Below are 18,451 nucleotides of genomic sequence, written 5' to 3' on the forward strand. Positions count from 1 at the left end.
CGTCGTCGTACCCGTCGTTCCGCCGGTGGTACCCGCCGTCGTCGTACCCGTCGTTCCGCCGGTGGTACCCGCCGTCGTCGTACCCGTCGTTCCGCCGGTGGTACCCGCCGTCGTCGTACCCGTCGTTCCGCCCCCGCACGGCCCCACGAAGATCCTGTTGGTGTCCAGCGTCACGGCGCCGTCACCGGTACCGCCCGCATCGGCCAGCAGCCGGCCGTTGATAGTCGCCCCCGTGGTGGCGGTGATCGAGGTGTAGGCCAGGATGTTGCCCACGAACGTGGAGTTGGTACCGAGCGTGGCCGAGCTGCCGATCTGCCAGTACACATTGCAGGGCGAGGCGCCATTGGTAAGGACTACTCGGCTGGCGGATCCCGTTGTCAGCGTCGAACCGACCTGGAACACCCAGACGGCACTGGGGTCGCCCTGGGCGTCCAGGGTGAGTGTGCCGTTGATTCCTGCGGAGACGTCCGCCTTGTAGATGCCCGGCGTCAGCGTCTGCTCACCGAACTCGTGGGGATCGTCGTTGTACTCCGCAGTCGGCGGAACCTGTCCGGCGGCCTGGTTGTACGCGTTGGTCAGGTCGGCCTTGGCTTGGGCAGCGACGGCATCGGCAGAGTGCAGAGTCCCGGGCGGGGTCACAGTGCCGGGCCCGGTCGGGGTCGAAGGGAAGAACCCGGTGATGGCTGTCCCGGGGCTCACACCGACGTTAAGACCCTCGACCACCGTGGGACCGGTGTTGGTGACCGTCGCACCAGCCAGTACTCCGAAACTGGCTGCCGTGCCCAGAGGCACAGGGATGGCAACGGCATTTGCGCGTGTCGGCGTCACCGCGAGGACAGCAGCGGCGATCACCACGGCCATCACCGCCGCAATCCAGACTGACATTGTGCGCCGTTGAGGCGCGGCAGGAATATTCAGCGTCATCGAGGAGCCAGCTCCTGTGAGGGGATGGTGACGTATTTGGCGGTTCTCGGTCGCACGGAATCGCCTGTTTCTGTCGCTGGCATATTACTCACGAGAATGGACCTGCTCGCGATTCATCCGAGCGGTTTTGCCAAAACTCGGCGAGCGGGTCACAAAATACATAGAAGAGAGTAATGGGCTGGATGGCCGTGACTGTTTAACCCGGGCGGGTGACGAGGCAACGCCACATGCCCGGAACAGGGGCAATGCATTTGATGCTGCCGCTGGGCACGCCCTCGCGTGCCCTGGATGTGACTGGCGGAACGAGCGATCGCAGTTCCCCTGGGCCAATACCGGCGGAAGGCGTACCGCGAGAAGATCATGCAAGCTCTGTCCGACGCCACCGTAGGCAACCGCCTTCTGGGTGTCATCGGAGTGAAGCTGCTTCACGATATCGGGATCCGCAAAGAGGACCTGGCTGTCGCCTGTACTCATCTGATGAGCGTGGACCTGATCGCGATCGACCGGACCACCGGAAATACAACCGCCATGGTCACCCTGATACACAAGGAATTCGGCGTATGGAGGCCGAAGAAGAAGAACGGGGCTGACGCGGCACTCGGACCCTATCCGAGCGCCACATACTGTTCTGCGGGACGGCTCGCACCGACCGGCGCCCCGCTCAGGAGGGAGAGGGAGCATGATCCAAGCAGCCGACATCCGCGAGTGGCGCAACCATGATGTCGTCGACTCGTGTCGGCTCTCGACGACAAGATTTTGATGAGGGCCAAGGCCATCCAGGTCGACAACCCGGACGTGCCATGGTGGCGAGACCAGGCCTAGATCCACAGGCGGTCGTCTCAGTTTCCGTCTCATTCAGCCCCGTTCACGGCCGTTCGGATGAGACCAGGAGTCGAGACCGGGTCGGTGACGAGCCGCCCATGAACCCAGGTAAACGGGCCCGAACAATGCCCAACACCCCACCAACAGACTTGGAAAGCGTGCACGTCACCAATTCAAGCCAGGCCACCCGCGTCGGTCCCCTCTGACGAAGCACCGTGCGGTCATGTACGCAGTTGAGGAGCCCGCACGCTGCGTCGCATCGGTACAGGAGATCCGGGAGACGTTGACCCAGATCTTGATGGAACCTGACACGGGGCATGAACTTGCAGAGAACCTCAGGGCAATGCGAGCCGCCTGTCGGCGGTTCTTGGACACCGTAGGTCCCGGCCACGGGGTACATGTACGCGGTCGCATCCAGAGCGCCACTTTCGGCGCCGCTCTTGGTGAGCTACGAGCGGTCTTCGGGATTCAGCTCGGCGTCATCGCTGCGCGCTACAAGCTTGAGTTGCCTGAGGAGCTGGTGGCCATCCTTCCCGCCCCTGACACCGATGAGGAGTAGGTACCTTGCGGGCTCATTGCCTGCACCACTACCGCACCAGATGGGGCGGGGGACAGCGGGGCATGACGGTGAAAGCGGCTGAGCCTGAAGAGGCCACGAACCGTCCGTTCGCCCAGGTCAGCACCTCAACAGGCCCCGGAGTGCCGCAGCTTCCCAAGCTGATGCAGCTCGGACCAGTTCGCGTCTTCACAGCCTGCGGGAGGCGAGCCACGGTGCCTCGGGCGGTCGGTGTCGGCGCATGCCACAGCCGTGCGACATCAAGCGGTCAACCACATCAACGATGGCTGTTCGCAGTCGAGATGCACCGCTGACTGACCTGCGGACTCCACGCCCGCAGGGACTTCGCCAGCGCCAACCTTCGCACCCGGCCGGCTCGACTGGGTTGCCCACCTCTATGTGCCAGCGCTGGCGCGCTGGCCAGTCCTCGAGTTCTTGCCGGCGTTCCGCAAGCAGGGCTGAGCGATCTGCAGCCGCAAGGTCATCGATGGTCATGGCGACATGTGATGCACCCCTTGCTCCACATCGACAAGCCGCGGCTAGGAGCCACGATCCCTGCCACGGATGACGTGGAATTGCGGAAGGTCGTCGAGATCTTCGGCCGGTACTTTAAGAGCGAGCTGCGCTTCGACTTCCCGCCATTCAGCGCCGAGCCAACTCGGCTGGACCGGGAGCAGTCCGTCGAAGGCGTGCTCTTCGACTCACAGAAGCTACGAGCCACGTTCCCAGTCGCGGTTGGTGCCGCCGGCCTCAGTACCCAAGACGGCGTGCGCTGGCTGGACTGGATCTGGGTCCACCCGTTCGAACGGGGAACCAAGCTCATGGGCCAGGCCTGGACCGATCTGGAGAGGATCTACGGAACCGACTTCAAGATCTCGCCGCCGATCTCACCGGCTATGGCAGGCTTCCTGACCTACCGGGGCGTAGGCCGCGAGCGCTGGGCCTCCGGCGGACACTGACTGAGCGGCCATCCGAGAGGTCCTCTCCCTGGAGTGCGTACGCCCACGGAAGGGCGCCAGTGGCCCCGCATGGTTGCCAAGGGCCGCCCAGACCTGGCCCGCGTATGGCCCGGAAACCCTGATCAGCCCCGGGATCCGGGCGTCACAGGGTGAGACAAGTCACCCTGTTTCGATTCCACTCGAAAGATCGCCCGGAAGCATGAAGAAACCCCCTCCGCTCTGCGTTTCCGCAGTTCGGAGGGGGTCTACCTTCATGTGGCGGCGCCAGGATTCGAACCTGGGAAGGCTGAGCCGGCAGATTTACAGTCCCCTCAAGATCGCATGACATGAGTGCCGTTGACCTGCGAAAACGTCGCCGTTCTCAGGGAACTAGCCTCTGGTCGTCCACGCCTCGTCCAGAACTGTTAGGGCCGGGGTCCTCGCCCCAAGAGCGAGGCCTCTTGGGCACGTTCAGTACCCCTGAGGCCCGGAGCGACATCACGCGATCGAGATCGGCGCAGTACCGACCGCCGCCTGAGCAGTCGCCACCGGTCGTCGTTGGCAACTGTGGGCGCCCTGCCTGTGTGGCCTGCTTGTCATGCAACCGACCTGGCTTCACGGGACGTCTGGGACAACGCCACCAACCCCTGTGAGGCAGAAGTGTCCCGTTCCCGTCCGCGCGCCCCGCGCTTACGCGTGCGTCATCTCCCGCCCCGCCCAGCCATCCGACCGTCTGCGACGCCGGGCGTTCAGCGATCGACCGCTTGGTCTTCGACTCCGTCGAGCGGCATATGGCGCATCTGCGCGGCGCCTTTCCGAGGCGCGTTCAGGTGGTATCAGCGCGTGGACTGGGCGAAGCACACCACCGTTGTCGCCGCTCTTGTTGCCGCTGCGGGTCTCGGCGTCACAGCCTGGGGAACACTCATGTCCGCGCGCGTCGCCGAGGATCAGCTTGATCAGTCGAAGGAGCAGCGGACCGAACGTTCCATGAGTCAGGCGAGCAGGATCACGGCCTGGACGGAGGGAGACAACACAGTCGTTGCAAATAGATCACTCGACCCCGCAGACGTCTACCTGGAAGCGCTAGTCGTCGGCGCCAAGCAGGTGGCTGTCCTCGGTGCGGAGCCGCAACGCGATTTCGTGTACGTAGGCACCGTGCCGCCGTGCCTTCGCGTCAGCATCCCTGGCAACATGCTGCGATCGGCGCTTTCCAACACAGGTCACATACAGTTCGACTCGAAGAGACCTGGGCCGATCTACGTGACATCCGTCCTGATTGTCGATGCGAACGGGCACGTATGGGAACGCAGCAATGGGAGCCCCCTGGGTCCCGCTTCTGGCCACGATGCAAAGTTTGCCGTCTCATTCGCCATGGCACGCATGGTGCACACCCCGTGGCTCCGGGTCGACACCGACAAGGCAGTGCCCCTGGCATCAGCTCCCGCCGCGAAGACCAAAGGGCTTGAGGAATGCGGCTCAGCCGACTGAGGCCTCGCATCAAGAACATTCTCAGCTGATGGGGAAAGCATCCTCTCTGATTAGCTCCCGAGCACGTCGGCTCGCGTCGCTCACGGAGCACCTCCGGGCACTGCTGGCCGGCCGGGCGAGCCAAATCTAGGCGCCGATCAAGCCGTGACGAGAGCCTCATCAGTGGACATATGAACACAGGCGGCAGCTCGCCAACTTCCAGAAAAGCGTCTAAAAGCCGTGCAGATCCTCCTAGGATCACCCATGTGAACAACGAGTCGCAGGCGTCAGATCAGTCCGCCTCTTCGGGTGAAACATCAGTCAAGGCGGTCACGGGTGCATTGGTGGGAGCCGTAGGCGCGGTCAATCCCGCCATTGGCATAGCCGCCGGAGTCGCCAAGGAGTTCGCCGACCCATACCTTGTTCGAGCCTTTGACGGGATCCGTTCGGTTCGGGAGCAGCGTGCACTGACCGCTCTTTCGGCAGGATCGGACGAGGCTGGAATTTCGCTTGACCGGATGGTCCACACGGTTGAGAGCAACTCCGAACTTCTTGCCCTCATGTCAGAAACCGTGCAAGCCGCGATGCAAACACCTCTCGAAGAGAAGATTATCGCACTTGGTAAATGTCTAGGTCGCAGCGTCAGAGATGAGACCAAGATAGACGCCGAATTCATCTACATCAGAGGGCTTGCCGAAATCGAGGCACCCGAAGTAAAGGTCATGCAGGTACTTGACCAGCCCACCATGCCGGCACCTGAGCTTCCCGGTTTCACGGCGACCCTGGACGCCTCTCTAGCACGGCTAACCGCAGCGGGAATGATCAAGGATGACGGAATCGGGAGGCTCCCCCCCCGGACGAAGACTCAGAAAAGGAGATATGGATTCTCACCGACTTCGGGAGGAAATGCATTTCTCTACTTAGAGCCGTATCGCCCAATACGCCCTAAAGGGGAGCCCGCGATCCGACATGGCAGGAGGGCAAAAGAATATGGGGATAACATGAACTTTTACGGGAATCTAGTCTTGGCTCTAGCGAGGGTCGAGAGCACTAGCGAGGGTACAAAAGTAAGCCTTCTAGGCTCCTGTTTTCCAGCAGGCCCAAGACATCTGGCAACAGCCCTGCATGTCGTTTCCCCCAATGACGAAAATCTCGTTGTCTTCCAGCCTGCCATTTCGCAGGCTGTCGATTACCAGAACACTTCCCAAACTTCCTGGATCGTCCACTCAGTTCAAATTTCCGCAGTCGACGCGATCAGGGATATCTGCATTCTCGAACCACCATCGGGTTGGTCCATCCCTTCGCCCTACACCCTGACGGGGACTGACTTTTTGCGTTTAGGGGATGAGGTGCACGTCTACGGATACCCTCACATGGAATTCGGCCGCAAGGTCCTAACAGTTCAACGCACACACGTGGGCACCAAGGTCCTAATCACCAATCATGGCGTCGAAATCAAACACGCGGTAATTAATGCACAATTGAGGCCAGGGCAATCCGGGGGGCCAGTCTTTGATGTTAACACTGGCTCGCTATGCGCAATGGTGACAGGTAGCTATGCGCCCGACATTAAGGGGTCTATTTTCGTGTCGGGAGTGGATCCAGTGACCCTCCACCAAACAGGACATGCAGTCAGCGCAGAATATATCAAGGATATGATCCAGTGACGGAAATCAGTCAGCTTGTAGTTGATAATCACGAAGCATGGTTGGGCGAGTTGCCCAGATTTCAACAATCCGGAATCCGCCTCATGCTCAGATCGGGAATGAACTACGATGCTGCCGCTGCCGCATGGCTGAGTGGCGCAGTGGCGGACAGCACGGCGCCATTCAGCGGCGGAGCCAGGGGGAAAGTATTCTACGATGCATTCCTTGACCAAATGCACGATTTCCTCTGCACGGGCGTCAACTATGAGGAGGAGCGGGCAGCCGTTATGGCTGGCTTCAAGCCAAAGCAGGCCGGTTTGGCGGCCACGATCGCTGCAGCGATCGCCCCGCATTTGGGTGCCGCTTCTACGCTTATCGCCCCTGCGGTTGCGCTCTCCCTCTGCGCTATTGGAAAGATGAGCCTTGGCGCTTGGTGCCAAGTGCAGACGGCGCGGCGGTCGAATTCCACTGGAGGAGATGCGCCGCGGCCAGACAATTCGGGCGGCGATTCTGCATAGTAACAGGCCTTGCGGACCCGCTACTAGCCGCGCGCCATTCCTGTTAGAAACGACGGCGAGTTCTCGATGGACAATGATAGACAAAGTGCCGGACTGCTTAGCGCCCGCTCGTTGTGCATACGAAATAGGGGCTAGTGCTGGACCCTAGTGGCTCTGGGCTCACCGTGCCGCCTGGATCCCACAACGTCACTCTGCGACTATGCAAATATCGCGACCAATGCGATGCAGAGAGCGTTCACGGCAACGCTTATCGCCGCAATGAAGCTGTAACCCGCAACCCTCTTACTGTTGTATTGCTGGGGATCCAGACCCATCACATAAGCATCGACTGCGAAAATTATAAGCACGGTCACCAAAAGCGCAACTGCCCCTATTGCGGGTGGCCAGTCATGCGGAATTGCTAGCGTAACCCCTATTGCGGTGAGCAAGATTGCGGGGACTATCTGAACGGCATCAATAGCGAACGACACATAACCTTCAATGAAGGCATCCGTACGGTGAACTGGTACGCCCGCCCCGCCAGCTGTCTGCTGATCAGTCTGCCTAATGGAGTCAAGAATCGCCTTTTTCGCCCGCTTTTCAAGCAGAGGGCTGAAGGCGTACAGGACGATTGCCGCACCGAACGGAATGTATTCATCCATGCCGAACCCTTTTAGCATCTCATGGATATTTACAGTCTACCGTTATCGACGTTTCGGCAGTTGACTTGACTTCGGGGAGGTACCTGTTGTATCCGTCGCACGGTTTAATGACGACTTGCTCAATGACGATTGTCTCATCCGTCCCAGCATCAACCGCGGCAAGATCAACAGCTAGCGGCACCGCAATAGACGACGTTTTGTACGGAGGCGCGACCACCCGTACCTTTCCGCTTAGCCGGCTCCGCTTCTGCCCACCCCGAAGGTATCGAACCTTGGCGCCATCGCAACGGAGTTGGACTTCTACGTCGTAGGCATGACTGGTCACATTTTCAAAGACCACGTAGTGCTTGCATCCGTTAGCGCTGACTAGGCATTTGTCCGCCGGTTCAATGTAGGTTTCACCTTTGAACCAGCCAGGCAGTCCGGAAATCTTTTGGTAGCACTTTCTGGGGCCTCGCGGTCGACGCGGCAAAGAGGTGGTTGTCATTGTGCAACCCCTCCCTCTAAACGCCCCTGGCCGCACTCGCTAACAGCATTCGCTTCCAATAGTGCGGCATCCACCTCGCCAATCAGGCTTTCCGTAGCCGTCTGGTGTATCCACTCATAGACGTGCCGGAGATAAAGGTTCTCACCAACGGCTGTAATTAGAGTGAGGGCAGGCTGGTGCTGACTGCTCGGAAACTTCTGCCATTCGAGAGATGCAGTCGGCCAACTAAACCGGATGAAGTCGCAGTCGTTAACCGCACTCAAGTTTCGCACTCGCGATACTATTTCCTTGGTATCTCCTTGCATCGATTGCCCGCGGGCAATCACCGTCGCCTCTCCGGGTGCCACCTCACCCAAAGCGAGGAATTGTGCCGCCGAACAACTACCCGTCCAGCTAAATATGTCCCCTTGCCTCCTAGGGTGAACGCTCAAAAAGTCACATTCCGATATTTCCAGATGAAAAATCGGACCCTCTGGCGTATCGACCTGGTGGGTTTCGTAGGACATATTTCCCTCTCCCGTTTCCTACCACCTTCAGGCTAGCGCTGGTCCGGCCTCCCTGCCTCCCGGCCCCAAAGTCGCTCCGTAGGTTGTTTGGCGGTCCGGACGAGTGGGGTGTGGCTCTAAAGTCGCTCGCCCCGGTGGTTCCGGTGGAGTGGCCGCCCCGCAAGTGAATCGCTCACGTGTTCGAATCTAGGGAGAATCTGGCCCTCGGCGCCCGTCGCTAGCCCAGGGCGATGCCCCTCCCCCACCCGCGCCTTTCGGTGCGACGGATGACCCCAAGCTGTTCCATCTGTTCAAGGTGGTACGCCACGGAGGACGGGCTCGACAGGCCGACGCGCCGGCCAATCTCTCGGATCGTGGGAGCCTCTCCGCGCTCGGCAATCCCTTCCCGGATGCACTTCAGGATGCGTTCCTCTCGCTCCGTGAGGTGATCTCCCCTGATGTTCACGCCTATCCCTCCTCTCTGGCCTGTAGTCGCAGTTCCACTCTGGCCGCGGGCGCCCTGCCGGCCTTGGTGTCCCAGAACGGGTGCGAGGCGAGCTGGGAAGACAGCTCCTGCAAGCGGCGGCGCAGCGCGGTGGTGCGGAGTGGCCGTCTGGCCAGCGCTTCGTAGGTGCGGATCCAGTCGCGCTGAGTCTCGATCAGGTCGGGCGGGAACGTCGTGTGCGCCATAGGCAAAATTCAAGCACGTGTTCGATTTCTTGCGCACGCCCCTCATTGCCTCGCCTGACTGGGATCACCCGACAACGACTAGAGGCAGCGCGTCCATGGCCTACTACGCTGGTACGCACCACCTCAGAATGGAGAGTGCTCCACGGATGGGACCGAAGACGACCAAGGTCTATGAGGCGCTTCGTGCACGACTCGGTTCGGGTGAGTACGCCCCCGGCGACAAGATCCCTTCGGAGCGGACGCTCCTCAAGGAACTCGACATCGGTCGCACCGCACTGCGGCAAGTGCTGGCGCGACTCGTAGCGGAAGGCGCCTTGGAGGTTCACGGCCGAAGTTCGTATCGGGTTCCCGGCGGGGTGAGCGTCCAGACGCCGGAAGGGTTGGAACCCTGGCGCATCCACGGCGAGCGTGACGTCTACGACAACCCTTGGGTCAAGCTCCAGCTCTGGGACGTGGAGCCGCCCGGCGTGGAGCGCTTTGAGCATCACGTGGTGAAGCTCCACCACGTCGCCATCACCGCGGTCCTGGACGATCAGGATCGCGTCCTGATGATGTGGCGATACCGCTTCGTTCCGCAGCAGTGGGGTTGGGAGCTACCGGGCGGGATCGTGGACGAGGGCGAGGATCCCTCAGCCACGGCGCTGCGAGAAGTCGTGGAAGAGACGGGTTGGCGGCCGAAGTCGGTGGATCACGTCGTCACCTACCAGCCCATGGTCGGCATGGTCGACTCACCCCACGAGATCTTCGTCGGACACGGAGCCGAGCAGGTCGGTGCACCAACGGACCTCGAAGAGGCGGGCCACATCGAGTGGGTGCCGTTGGTCGACATCCCGGGCCTGATGGCCCGCGGTGAGTTGATGGGTTCCGGCACGCTCGTTGCTCTGCTCCACATCCTGGCGAACCGAGGCAAGCAGGGCGTCACAGCCGCGCACTGAGCAGGTCGACACGGCGGCGCTGCCGCACCGAACCGGTGCGGCTCGCCAACAGTCGCGCCTGCCTGAGATGGGTGTGGGCGTCGTCGTACTCGGCTCGCGCCAAGTGCGCCTGTACGAGGTCGGCGTGCAGTCCGGCTTGCGCTCGGACAAAGGTCGGGTCCACCACTTCCAACGCGTCATAGAGGCTGGTCACTGCGTCGCCGTCGCCGAGCAGGGCAAGGACGTTGCCGCGCCATCGGGCTAGGTGGCCGCCGTTCAAGAAGATGCTCAGCATGTCCGGGTCTCGGTCATCGGAGCCGGGCGGGATGCTCGCCATGGCCGCATCGAGCGCCCGTCGGCCGTCGTCGGGCATTCCCGCGTGGGCGCACAACTCCGCTTCAGCCGCGTACAGCCATGCCTGAAGGCGTGGTGATCCGGCCTGGCCAAGGGTGCGTTGGGCATCGCGAACCAGGTCGACACCGAGCGCCGGCCGACCTGCCTCGCACAGTACGTACGCCTGCTCAGCCATCGCGTGCGCGAGGTACATCGGGGCCTCAGCGTCGCGCGCGGCTCGCTTCGCAAGTTCGTAGTGGCGCCAAGCCCGTTCGACCGCCCCAGAGTCGATCGCTTGCCACGCCGCAAGGGTGGACGCCCCCGCGAGCGCGAGCGCCACGGGCCGCCGGGCATTCGGGAGCACCGCAAAGTTCAGCGCGTCTTCGAGGGCACTGAGGTGCCCCGCCATCTGGTCCACGAGACTGGACGCGCCCCTCTGGCGGTCCATGGTCCGCAGTATCTCGGTCTGGTCGTTGAACGCCTTCACCATGGACTGGCTAACACTGCTGGCTGAATCGATCCTGCTCAGCAGTTCGTCGTACCCGTCGGCAACCGACGGAGGAGGCGTGAGCGGTCCGCCCCTCAACTCTGCGTCCGTGACACCGAGGAGCTGCCGCAGGATCGCCGCGTAGCGATCCGAGATGTTGCGCTTGCCGTTCTCCCACTCGGACACGTACACCCGCAAACTCGCGGTCGCCGCAACGTCCGTGACGTGTCGCCGGGCGTACTGCTCGATCTCGCGAACCAGTCGCTCCTGAGACCAGCCTCGCGCCGTACGCGCGCTCCGCAGTCCTGTGCTCACGGCCACCGTCCGGCGATAGGTCCATTCACTGACCTTCCCAGCATGCCTCACATCGCCGCAGGTCAACAGGGCTTAACAGGACGGGTGTTAAGGCCTGTTGGCTACCGACTCCCCTCCCTGAACCGGACTCTGGAGATGCACCGAGGGGGGCAACCGCCGCTCGAACGGGCGGAGACTCTTGACTCTGGTGCGCACCAGATGCTTCTCTACTGGTGCGCACCAGATGCCGGAGTCGCCTCCGCGAAGGTGCCCGACAACTCCACAGCGTGATCCGCCACAGCCACGACGGCCGTGACCACACCAGCCGAGGTGAGCGGAGACCAGTCGGTCATCTCCCGTCAGGGACACGTACCGACTCAAAAGAACGGATCTACCCAAGGGCGAGTACGCCGCGCGAAGAGACCGAGATGCGATTCCTCGGAGGAGCGGGACTGAGGCTCAGATCCATATCGCACGCAGCAGAGCTGACCCAACCCCACCTCATACGGCGCGCACCCCCGGAGTTGCCGCTCCGGGGGTGCTGTTCGGGCCGTACCACCGACTAGGGAGAACACGACCCAATGAATCCCATCGTCACTGTTCAGGACGTTGTTACCGCGTTCGCCGACTTCATGGAGCCGACGGATGCGGAGCTGGACGCGATCGAGCAGGAGATGCCCGTGATCACGGCGGACATCGACCTGTTGGACGCGCAGATCATCACCCTTGACCGCACGCCGACGGAGCTGGACGCGCGGCGTATCCGCCGGGCTCACCGTCGGGTGCTGGTCGCCCGGCCGGAGTTGGCCAACCGCGCCGCCGTCACGGACGCGACGGGTGGTGCCGCGTGAAGGCCAAGACCGTACTGCCCGCCGTCGCGATGACGGCGGTGTCCATGGTGCTCACCCTGGCCGTGGTCGTGATGTGGCTGGGCACGGCGATGCCGTGGCCCGTCGCTTTGGTCGTCGGTCTCGGGATCGACGGCGGATGGCTCGCCACCCTGGCTTACGAACGCCGCCTCGCCGCACAGGGCGACCACAACCGCGCCGTCACCGCCGTCGGCTGGTCTTTCGGGCTCATCGCGGCCGGCGTCCTCGTGGCGCATGCGCTCACCGCTGAAGAGTCCACCGGCGCGTGGCTGGCCGTGGCCTGGCTGCCTATCGCGGCAAAGGCGCTGTGGTTGGTGCACGGTCTGTGGGAGCGGACCGCGCTCACCCCGAACGCCCTCGGAGCGATCCGAGGTATCCAGCAGGAGGCGCGCGACGAAGCGGCCGTGGCCCGTGCCCGCCTGCGGGCCGAAGCGGTCACAGAGGAGACCCGGCTGACGGCGGTGACGCAGGCCGGCGCCCGCGTCGCCCGCGTCCAGGCCAAGACCGCACAAGCCCTCTCGCGAGCGTGGTCGACGCTGGAGGCCGCGCGGGAGGGCGAGGACACCGGACGGGCACTGACCAGCGTGACGAACCGCGTCACACCCGACGTCGCACCCCGGTGGCAACTGCCCGTCTGGGGACCCACCGAGCCGGTTTCAGCGTTCACCCTGGACGCGGCGCCTGCGCTCACCGACGCGGCGCTTGACGCGCTGGTCGACGAGATCCGGCACAGCGAGATGCCTGCCCTGTCCTACCGCGAGATGGCCAGCCGCTTCCGCGCGGCCGGCCACTCCGCCTCCGAGGTCCGCCTGCGGGCCGCGTGGAAGCGCGTGGCGTGATGGCGGCGCTGCCGGTGTTCCGGTGGCATCTCGCCCCGGACGGCTACGCCACCCGCCGTCAGCTGAGGGCGCGCGGTCTGCGCCCCGGCGGTCAGGACGTGGCTGCTCAGCTCGAACGGCCGCGCCGCCGCCGTGGGCCGCTGTTCGCCTACCTGTACCGGGTCGACCTCGCCAAGCCCGTGCGGCCCATGACCGATGCGAAGTGGGCGGCGCTGGCCAAGGCCAACACTGCCCGCCGCACCTGCCCGTCCTGCCACCGCGATGCGGGATACGTCATCCCCGCCTCGCTCGGATCTTGCGTGGCCTGCGCCTACCCCGACGATCAGCGCGCCGCCTGAACACCCCGACGTCTCCGAGGAGTTCCGCTGTGACCAGCACGAATGAAGCTCCCCGCACCATCAGCTACGCGTGGCATGCCTGGGTGACCGTGCCCGGCGAGGGCCGCGCGTTCGCCCACGGCGCCATCACGGTCCCGCTCGACTACTGCTGGAGGCGCGTCCAGCGGGAGGTGGGCGCCTGGCTCGGTGCGCAGGGCGTCACCGGCCGGCTCGCCGACATCTCCCTCATCCTCGCCCCGCAGGCCTGACAGGAGGGACTGACCATGGCCAAGCCCGACACCCGCCGTCTGGACCGCGCGATCCGTGAGGCGAACCGCAAGCTCGAAGCGGTCCGGGAACGTGAGTTGTGGCCGCTCAGCGGTCCCGAGAGGCGGGCGATCGTCCGCGCCCTGGCCGGAGGCACGATCAAGGTCGCCCGGGGCAACAGCACCGCACGCGCCGACCAGAGGGTGGAGACGGCGTGGAGTGCGGCCGAGACCCGGCTCATCGCGGAGATCACCGCGCTTCAGGTGGAACGCCAGCGGGTCGTGAACGAGGCCGCCGCCGCCAAGGCCGCCAAGAAGTCCTCAAGGTGGTGGTGACCATGTTCCAGGCCGGCGACGTGGTCCAGATCCTCTCCAGCGAGTTTCACCCGAACCTGGTCGGCAAGCGCGGCCACATCATCGACGAGGCGCCGCCGTTCAACGGCGTCTGGGCCGTGCACGGCATCCCCGGCCTGCTCAACGCCAACCACGGCGGCTTCTACGCCCACGAACTGCGCAAGGTCGGCCACGACCCGAGCAAGGCGCCCAAGCCCAAGAAGCCGTCGAGGTGGTGGTGAGCATGGACCGCCGCTGCCCCGCCGCCCACCCGGACGACCCGACTCCCTGCACGGGCCCGGTCGTGGTGACCGTGCTCGACGCCGTCAACGCCGGGGCTGATGGGTGCGAGCACCACGGTGCCCGCCTGCTGGCCTCCCTCGACGGCGGTCGCGTCTACGCCCTGCCCGACGCCCCGGCCGGCGCCGCCATCCGCACCTTCACCGCTGCCGACGGCATCCGCCCGTTCTGCTGGTTCGACGGCCCGCGCACCGGGCCGTCCCAGCTCAGCCACGCGGAGAACCGCGCCCGGCACAGCCACTGATCAGCGCGACCCCCGCCCGCCCGCACCGTTGCCGGGCGGGGCGGCTGTCCCCTCAACTTCCGCCCCGTCCCGGGGCAGTCAGGAGCCTTCCCGTCATGGGTGGCACCCTCGTTCACCTGCACAAGAACACCGAACCGTCTGCCGAGCCGGCCACCGTGACCACACTGACCGTGGTCCCCGACCCGGCACCCACCGCGCCGCTGTGGGTGCGCTCCGGGCGCGCCGTCAAGACCGTGGTCACGCACGAGACCACCAAGACCACCGCCCGCGCGGTCGCCCGGCACACCCTCTACGTGGCCGGCGGGGCGAAGATCGCGGCCCAGCGGACGTGGGACGGCCGGACCGCATCCCGGTATGAGCGGATGTTCCGCGCGGCGGAAGCCGCCGGGAACCATGAGCTGGCAGCGGAGTGGGAGGAGCGCGGACAGCACTTCCGCGAGGCACGCCACCGCCGCCGCATGGACCTGCTGCACTCCCCGGTCGACGCGGCCAAGGGAGTTGCGGTCAGTACCGGCATGGGCATCGGATCGCTGGTCGCCCTCGGAGTGGTCATGGCCATCGCGACGAAGGACGTCACCGACGTCGTCACGCCGCTGATGGCCACGGTCGACTTCATCAACCTGCTCATCACCATCGTCCAGGTGGTGTGGGGACCGGCCCTCACGATCGGCCCGTTCCTCGCCCTGCTCGCCCTGTGGGCCGTCGGCAGCAAGCAGCAGGCCGCACCGGCATGGGCCCTGCCCGACAACGTCCGCAACAGCGAGGGCGAGCCCATCACCCCCTCGATCGTGGTCAAGGCGCTGCGCGACCTCGGAGTACCCGCACTCCGCAACGCCATCAAGGACATGGGCGACGCCGGCGCCTCGATGCTCGGTCCGATCCGGATCGCCGGATGCGGCGTGGAAGTCGACGTCACCCTGCCCTCTGGGGTGGCCACGAACGAGGTACAGAGCAAGCGGCGAAAGCTCGCCGAGAACCTGACCCGCCACGAACACGAGGTGTTCATCACCATCCCGCAGGCCGCCCGCACCGTGCGCCTGTGGGTCGCCGACTCAGGGGCACTGGACGAGCCGATCGGCCCGTCTCCGCTGGTCACGGACGAGACGATGACCGCCGACTACGCCAAGGGCCGCGCCCCCTGGGGCCAGGACCTGCGCGGCGATGCTGCTGCGCTGAGCGTCTACCAGAGGCATCTCCTCATCACGGGTCTGTCCAACCAGGGCAAGACCGCCGCGCTGCGGTCGTTGGCGCTGTGGCTGGCGCTGGACCGGTCGGTGCAGTTCCTGCTTGGTGACCTGAAGGGTGTCGGTGACTGGGCCATGTTCGACGGCTTGGCCAGCACCCTCATCCAGGGTCCGACGGATGAGCATGTGATCCAGGTGACCGAGATGGTTGAGGGCGCTGTGGACGAGATGAACCGCCGTCTCCAGGCCCCGCCCGGAACGCAGTTCCCGGCGCTGATCGTGCTGGTCGACGAGGCGCAGGTCGCGTTCATGTGCCCGGCCAAGGACGAGGACAAGCGGCCCTACGGCGGATCCAAGGCCAACTCCCGGTACTTCATGGCCGTCCGGAAGATCCACAACCAGGGGCGTGCGGTCAACGTCCTGATGTGGCAGGGCACCCAGGACCCGACGAACGAGAACCTGCCCAAGCTGGTCCGCGAGGGAGCCCACACCCGCGCCTCCCTCGCCCTCGGCACCGAGTCACAGGCCCGCATGGCGCTCGGGGACAAGGCCGTTGACGGCGGGGCCGCCCCGAACCTGCTGCGGCCCGGCCTCGATCAGGGCACGGTCGTCGTCGCGTCCGCCGGCATCGAGATTCCCGCCGGACAAGCGTCCATCACGGTCCGCACGCACTACATCGACACCGACGAGGCCGCCGTGATCGCCGACCGGGCCAAGGCCCTGCGGGACGGGGTCACCACCCTGCACGTCATCGAGCGGGGCGAGGAGCGCGACCCGCTCGCCGACATCGCCGCCGTCCTCGGCGACAAGCCGCGACTGAAGACACAGGACGTCCTCAAGCGGCTCACCGCACTGAACGAGGACGCCTACGGCGGCTGGTCGTTCCTGGACCTCAAGCGCGTGCTGGAGGACGCCGGCGCCGAGCCCTACAAGTCCGACGGCCGCATGGTCGTCGGCCGCGACCGCGTCGCCCGCGCCATCGCCAACCGCGACGGGAACGGTTCCGCTTCCGCCGACGGATGACAGGGAGTCGACCCCCGACGGGTCAGGGAGGCAGGGAGAACTCCCTGAACCCCTCCCTGACCCGCCTCCCTGGCCCTGAGCTGCACAAATGATCCATCAGGGAGTCAGGGAGGCACCCCAGGTCAGACCCCGAAAACCCCCTCCACAGCCCACCCCCAAGGGGGTGGCTCCGCCTCCCTGACCGAGCACCGGAAGGGATTCCGCATGTACCCCGAACACCCCACCCACAGCCGCCCCGTGACCGCCATGGAAGTCCACCAGCCCACCCCGATGGCTCCCGCCATCGTGACGCCGGCGCCGCTCGTTCCCGTGCAGCCGGGCAGGGTCCCGGCGGTGGCGAGCATCGTGCTTCCGGACGGGCGGGTCGTCACCGGCTACGCCATCAACCCCGTCCAGCCCGAACCGGTCGCGGCCAAGCCGCCCGTCTCCCGCGCGGCCGTGAACATCGCGCTGGGAGGCATCGGGTTCGGCGCCGTCTGCGGCGGGCTCCTGCTGCTGACGACGTTCATCGCCGCACTCACCGCACTCATCACCCAACTGATCACCCTGGCCGCCGTCATCTTCGGCGGCTGGATCGCCGTACAGATCTTCGGCGCGCACGGCTCCAAGGCCGGGACCACGGTCAACATCCGCAAAGCCGTGATCAAGCGCAATCACTTCCACGGTTGAGGGGCGACAACACCCCTACTTGGAAGCATCCAGTACGCGAGCCGGATCGGTAGAGCTCCTTACTGTCCGCCCGTGATGACACCAAGAACCTCGATCATGCGTCGCAGGTTGCGGCCAAACGCGATCGTCAGCGCACCGGCCACGATCAAGGGATAAACAATCGCCTCCGCAGAATCTGGCACAACACCAGTTAGAGCCAGTCCCGTCACGGAGCCGACCGCGACCGCCAACGACACGAGCCACCGCAACAGTTCACGGTCCGGCAGCGGTTCTACGTCACGCAAGGCAGCATCATCAAGTAGCGCGCCCAGCCGGGCATGGCAGTACCCGTCCGAGATGGTCAGTAGCGCATCGGCCAGGTCCTTCAGGGCTTGATCGGGTTCGTGGTCAAGCCGGGAGTCCAGGGCCTGCAGGACTGCCGAGACGTGCCTCGCATGCTGCTTAAGTGCCTTCCTGCGGTGGGAGATCCGAGGCACCGACCCCCGGCTGCGGTGCGCGTCCGACAGGCCGCGCAGCACTGCTTTCAACCGTTTGGACACCCTTCTAAGAGCGACCGCTTGGCGTTCGCCTCCGGTGCGCCGGGCTTCCGCACATGCATGGATCACGTTCGCGCACTGCATTACCAGCGCGTAGCGACGGGCCACGAAGAACCACGAAACCCACACTGTTCGCCGAGAGGCCCCGAGCTCAATTAGTGCATTGAGGGCGAAAATGCCCGCGATGAAACACGCAGCGAATAGCAGGAAGAATTCCAGGGATTGCACCCAGGGAGTCGGCAGCCAATCAGGAATATCTGAACGGTCTCCCCGGGGCGGCCAGTGAAGCAGCGGATTATCCTCGTCCTTCGGGAACAAGGCCCCCAAGGGCATCACGTATTCGGGAAATCGGATATGCGTTACGGATGCCACATACCAGCAAAGAGGGATCAAGGCCAGGGAGTGGAGCCCAGCCAGGCCCACAAGGGCCAAGCGCTTCCAGCGGCGGAGGTGAATACGTCGCCGCAGTGCCACTCTGACGCGAAGAGGAACCGGACGGTGAATGGCTAACTCGTCCAGATCCTCAGCGAGGCGCGTCAAGTCCTCAACGCTGAGTGACAGCAGGCCTGCACGAGTGTGTCTCGACGCGTGCACCGTGCGTTGCCCTGGGATCGGCGCCGCACTTGGGCGTCCTGTCGGAGTGCCGGTCGTCATGGGCGTGGATATTGC

At 64.6% G+C, this 18,451-nt stretch carries 22 protein-coding genes and 1 tRNA gene; 15 read left to right on the top strand and 8 right to left on the bottom strand.

From position 1 onward, the window contains the following. The coding region (locus tag ACZ4RZ_RS04365; RefSeq protein ID WP_467741810.1) for an ice-binding family protein at positions 1-885 on the bottom strand (885 nt) is incomplete at its 3' end. Positions 886-1,969: 1,084 nt separating this feature from the next. On the opposite strand from ACZ4RZ_RS04365, the gene ACZ4RZ_RS04370 reads away from it, so the two are divergent. Then, positions 1,970-2,305 (top strand): DUF6650 family protein, encoded by a 336-nt coding sequence (locus ACZ4RZ_RS04370; RefSeq protein WP_467741812.1) that lies wholly within the window; start codon positions 1,970-1,972, stop codon positions 2,303-2,305. 512 nt (positions 2,306-2,817) lie between these two features. Continuing rightward, positions 2,818-3,261, top strand: a complete 444-nt coding sequence (locus ACZ4RZ_RS04375) for a hypothetical protein (RefSeq protein ID WP_467741814.1) — start codon at positions 2,818-2,820, stop codon at positions 3,259-3,261. Between the two features lie 256 nt (positions 3,262-3,517). Here ACZ4RZ_RS04375 and ACZ4RZ_RS04380 read toward each other — a convergent pair. Further along, a tRNA-OTHER gene (locus ACZ4RZ_RS04380) sits at positions 3,518-3,618 on the bottom strand. Between the two features lie 465 nt (positions 3,619-4,083). On the opposite strand from ACZ4RZ_RS04380, the gene ACZ4RZ_RS04385 reads away from it, so the two are divergent. The 3 genes from ACZ4RZ_RS04385 to ACZ4RZ_RS04395 all read left to right on the top strand — a co-directional run bounded on the left by ACZ4RZ_RS04385 (position 4,084) and on the right by ACZ4RZ_RS04395 (position 6,871). Further along, a complete protein-coding gene (locus ACZ4RZ_RS04385) occupies positions 4,084-4,728 on the top strand; it encodes a hypothetical protein (protein ID WP_467741816.1) in 645 nt (214 codons plus the stop codon). Positions 4,729-4,973: 245 nt separating this feature from the next. Next, positions 4,974-6,374, top strand: coding sequence for a S1 family peptidase (locus ACZ4RZ_RS04390; protein WP_467741818.1), 1,401 nt, complete (start codon positions 4,974-4,976; stop codon positions 6,372-6,374). Next, positions 6,371-6,871 carry a hypothetical protein gene (locus tag ACZ4RZ_RS04395; protein ID WP_467741820.1) on the top strand — a complete coding sequence of 167 codons (501 nt, stop codon included), beginning with the start codon at positions 6,371-6,373 and terminating at the stop codon, positions 6,869-6,871. The genes ACZ4RZ_RS04390 and ACZ4RZ_RS04395 overlap by 4 nt, the downstream gene beginning before the upstream one ends. 197 nt (positions 6,872-7,068) lie before the next feature. On the opposite strand, the gene ACZ4RZ_RS04400 is transcribed toward ACZ4RZ_RS04395, so the two are convergent. From ACZ4RZ_RS04400 to ACZ4RZ_RS04415, 4 genes are all read right to left on the bottom strand, one after another. Continuing rightward, positions 7,069-7,512 carry a hypothetical protein gene (locus ACZ4RZ_RS04400; RefSeq protein ID WP_467741821.1) on the bottom strand — a complete coding sequence of 148 codons (444 nt, stop codon included), beginning with the start codon at positions 7,510-7,512 and terminating at the stop codon, positions 7,069-7,071. 483 nt (positions 7,513-7,995) lie between these two features. Next, positions 7,996-8,505 carry a hypothetical protein gene (locus ACZ4RZ_RS04405; protein WP_467741822.1) on the bottom strand — a complete coding sequence of 170 codons (510 nt, stop codon included), beginning with the start codon at positions 8,503-8,505 and terminating at the stop codon, positions 7,996-7,998. 217 nt (positions 8,506-8,722) lie between these two features. Further along, positions 8,723-8,950, bottom strand: a complete 228-nt coding sequence (locus tag ACZ4RZ_RS04410) for a LexA family protein (protein ID WP_467741824.1) — start codon at positions 8,948-8,950, stop codon at positions 8,723-8,725. A 2-nt stretch (positions 8,951-8,952) separates the two neighbouring features. Further along, positions 8,953-9,174 (bottom strand): hypothetical protein, encoded by a 222-nt coding sequence (locus ACZ4RZ_RS04415; RefSeq protein WP_467741825.1) that lies wholly within the window; start codon positions 9,172-9,174, stop codon positions 8,953-8,955. A 146-nt stretch (positions 9,175-9,320) separates the two neighbouring features. On the opposite strand from ACZ4RZ_RS04415, the gene ACZ4RZ_RS04420 reads away from it, so the two are divergent. Then, positions 9,321-10,109: an NUDIX domain-containing protein gene (locus ACZ4RZ_RS04420; protein WP_467741826.1), complete on the top strand. Its 789-nt coding sequence runs from the start codon at positions 9,321-9,323 to the stop codon at positions 10,107-10,109. Here ACZ4RZ_RS04420 and ACZ4RZ_RS04425 read toward each other — a convergent pair. Next, positions 10,093-11,100, bottom strand: coding sequence for an XRE family transcriptional regulator (locus ACZ4RZ_RS04425; protein WP_467741978.1), 1,008 nt, complete (start codon positions 11,098-11,100; stop codon positions 10,093-10,095). The two genes, ACZ4RZ_RS04420 and ACZ4RZ_RS04425, sit on opposite strands and share 17 nt — an antisense overlap. A 683-nt stretch (positions 11,101-11,783) precedes the next feature. On the opposite strand from ACZ4RZ_RS04425, the gene ACZ4RZ_RS04430 reads away from it, so the two are divergent. The 9 genes from ACZ4RZ_RS04430 (at position 11,784) to ACZ4RZ_RS04470 (ending at position 17,246) form a co-directional block, all read left to right on the top strand. Continuing rightward, complete coding sequence (locus ACZ4RZ_RS04430; RefSeq protein WP_467741828.1) at positions 11,784-12,053, top strand: DUF6284 family protein; 270 nt, start codon at positions 11,784-11,786, stop codon at positions 12,051-12,053. Beyond that, a complete protein-coding gene (locus ACZ4RZ_RS04435; protein ID WP_467741830.1) occupies positions 12,050-12,910 on the top strand; it encodes a protein spdB in 861 nt (286 codons plus the stop codon). The genes ACZ4RZ_RS04430 and ACZ4RZ_RS04435 overlap by 4 nt, the downstream gene beginning before the upstream one ends. Continuing rightward, the gene (locus ACZ4RZ_RS04440) at positions 12,910-13,248 is read left to right on the top strand and encodes an RRQRL motif-containing zinc-binding protein (RefSeq protein ID WP_467741979.1); all 339 of its coding nucleotides are present in this window, start codon (positions 12,910-12,912) and stop codon (positions 13,246-13,248) included. The genes ACZ4RZ_RS04435 and ACZ4RZ_RS04440 overlap by 1 nt, the downstream gene beginning before the upstream one ends. 29 nt (positions 13,249-13,277) lie before the next feature. Next, the gene (locus tag ACZ4RZ_RS04445) at positions 13,278-13,496 is read left to right on the top strand and encodes a hypothetical protein (RefSeq protein ID WP_467741832.1); all 219 of its coding nucleotides are present in this window, start codon (positions 13,278-13,280) and stop codon (positions 13,494-13,496) included. A 15-nt stretch (positions 13,497-13,511) separates the two neighbouring features. Next, complete coding sequence (locus ACZ4RZ_RS04450) at positions 13,512-13,829, top strand: hypothetical protein (protein ID WP_467741833.1); 318 nt, start codon at positions 13,512-13,514, stop codon at positions 13,827-13,829. Between the two features lie 2 nt (positions 13,830-13,831). Then, a complete protein-coding gene (locus ACZ4RZ_RS04455) occupies positions 13,832-14,068 on the top strand; it encodes a hypothetical protein (RefSeq protein ID WP_467741835.1) in 237 nt (78 codons plus the stop codon). A gap of 2 nt (positions 14,069-14,070) precedes the next feature. Then, a complete protein-coding gene (locus ACZ4RZ_RS04460) occupies positions 14,071-14,370 on the top strand; it encodes a hypothetical protein (protein WP_467741837.1) in 300 nt (99 codons plus the stop codon). Positions 14,371-14,465: 95 nt separating this feature from the next. Continuing rightward, positions 14,466-16,577 (top strand): FtsK/SpoIIIE domain-containing protein, encoded by a 2,112-nt coding sequence (locus ACZ4RZ_RS04465; RefSeq protein WP_467741839.1) that lies wholly within the window; start codon positions 14,466-14,468, stop codon positions 16,575-16,577. 204 nt (positions 16,578-16,781) lie between these two features. Next, positions 16,782-17,246 (top strand): hypothetical protein, encoded by a 465-nt coding sequence (locus ACZ4RZ_RS04470; RefSeq protein WP_467741841.1) that lies wholly within the window; start codon positions 16,782-16,784, stop codon positions 17,244-17,246. A 59-nt stretch (positions 17,247-17,305) separates the two neighbouring features. Here ACZ4RZ_RS04470 and ACZ4RZ_RS04475 read toward each other — a convergent pair whose 3' ends face one another. Further along, the gene (locus ACZ4RZ_RS04475; RefSeq protein ID WP_467741843.1) at positions 17,306-18,322 is read right to left on the bottom strand and encodes a hypothetical protein; all 1,017 of its coding nucleotides are present in this window, start codon (positions 18,320-18,322) and stop codon (positions 17,306-17,308) included. Positions 18,323-18,451 lie beyond the last annotated feature (129 nt).

The sequence above is a fragment of the Streptomyces sp. NPDC027189 genome (genome assembly GCF_055566975.1).

Bases quoted from the DNA above. Each gene is read 5' to 3' on its own strand.
- ACZ4RZ_RS04470 (WP_467741841.1), top strand. From the start codon at position 16,782: ATGTACCCCGAACACCCCACCCACAGCCGCCCCGTGACCGCCATGGAA.
- ACZ4RZ_RS04405 (WP_467741822.1), bottom strand. From the start codon at position 8,505: ATGTCCTACGAAACCCACCAGGTCGATACGCCAGAGGGTCCGATTTTT.
- ACZ4RZ_RS04415 (WP_467741825.1), bottom strand. From the start codon at position 9,174: ATGGCGCACACGACGTTCCCGCCCGACCTGATCGAGACTCAGCGCGAC.
- ACZ4RZ_RS04440 (WP_467741979.1), top strand. From the start codon at position 12,910: ATGGCGGCGCTGCCGGTGTTCCGGTGGCATCTCGCCCCGGACGGCTAC.
- ACZ4RZ_RS04465 (WP_467741839.1), top strand. From the start codon at position 14,466: ATGGGTGGCACCCTCGTTCACCTGCACAAGAACACCGAACCGTCTGCC.
- ACZ4RZ_RS04450 (WP_467741833.1), top strand. From the start codon at position 13,512: ATGGCCAAGCCCGACACCCGCCGTCTGGACCGCGCGATCCGTGAGGCG.
- ACZ4RZ_RS04420 (WP_467741826.1), top strand. From the start codon at position 9,321: ATGGGACCGAAGACGACCAAGGTCTATGAGGCGCTTCGTGCACGACTC.
- ACZ4RZ_RS04430 (WP_467741828.1), top strand. From the start codon at position 11,784: ATGAATCCCATCGTCACTGTTCAGGACGTTGTTACCGCGTTCGCCGAC.
- ACZ4RZ_RS04370 (WP_467741812.1), top strand. From the start codon at position 1,970: ATGTACGCAGTTGAGGAGCCCGCACGCTGCGTCGCATCGGTACAGGAG.
- ACZ4RZ_RS04455 (WP_467741835.1), top strand. From the start codon at position 13,832: ATGTTCCAGGCCGGCGACGTGGTCCAGATCCTCTCCAGCGAGTTTCAC.
- ACZ4RZ_RS04400 (WP_467741821.1), bottom strand. From the start codon at position 7,512: ATGGATGAATACATTCCGTTCGGTGCGGCAATCGTCCTGTACGCCTTC.
- ACZ4RZ_RS04460 (WP_467741837.1), top strand. From the start codon at position 14,071: ATGGACCGCCGCTGCCCCGCCGCCCACCCGGACGACCCGACTCCCTGC.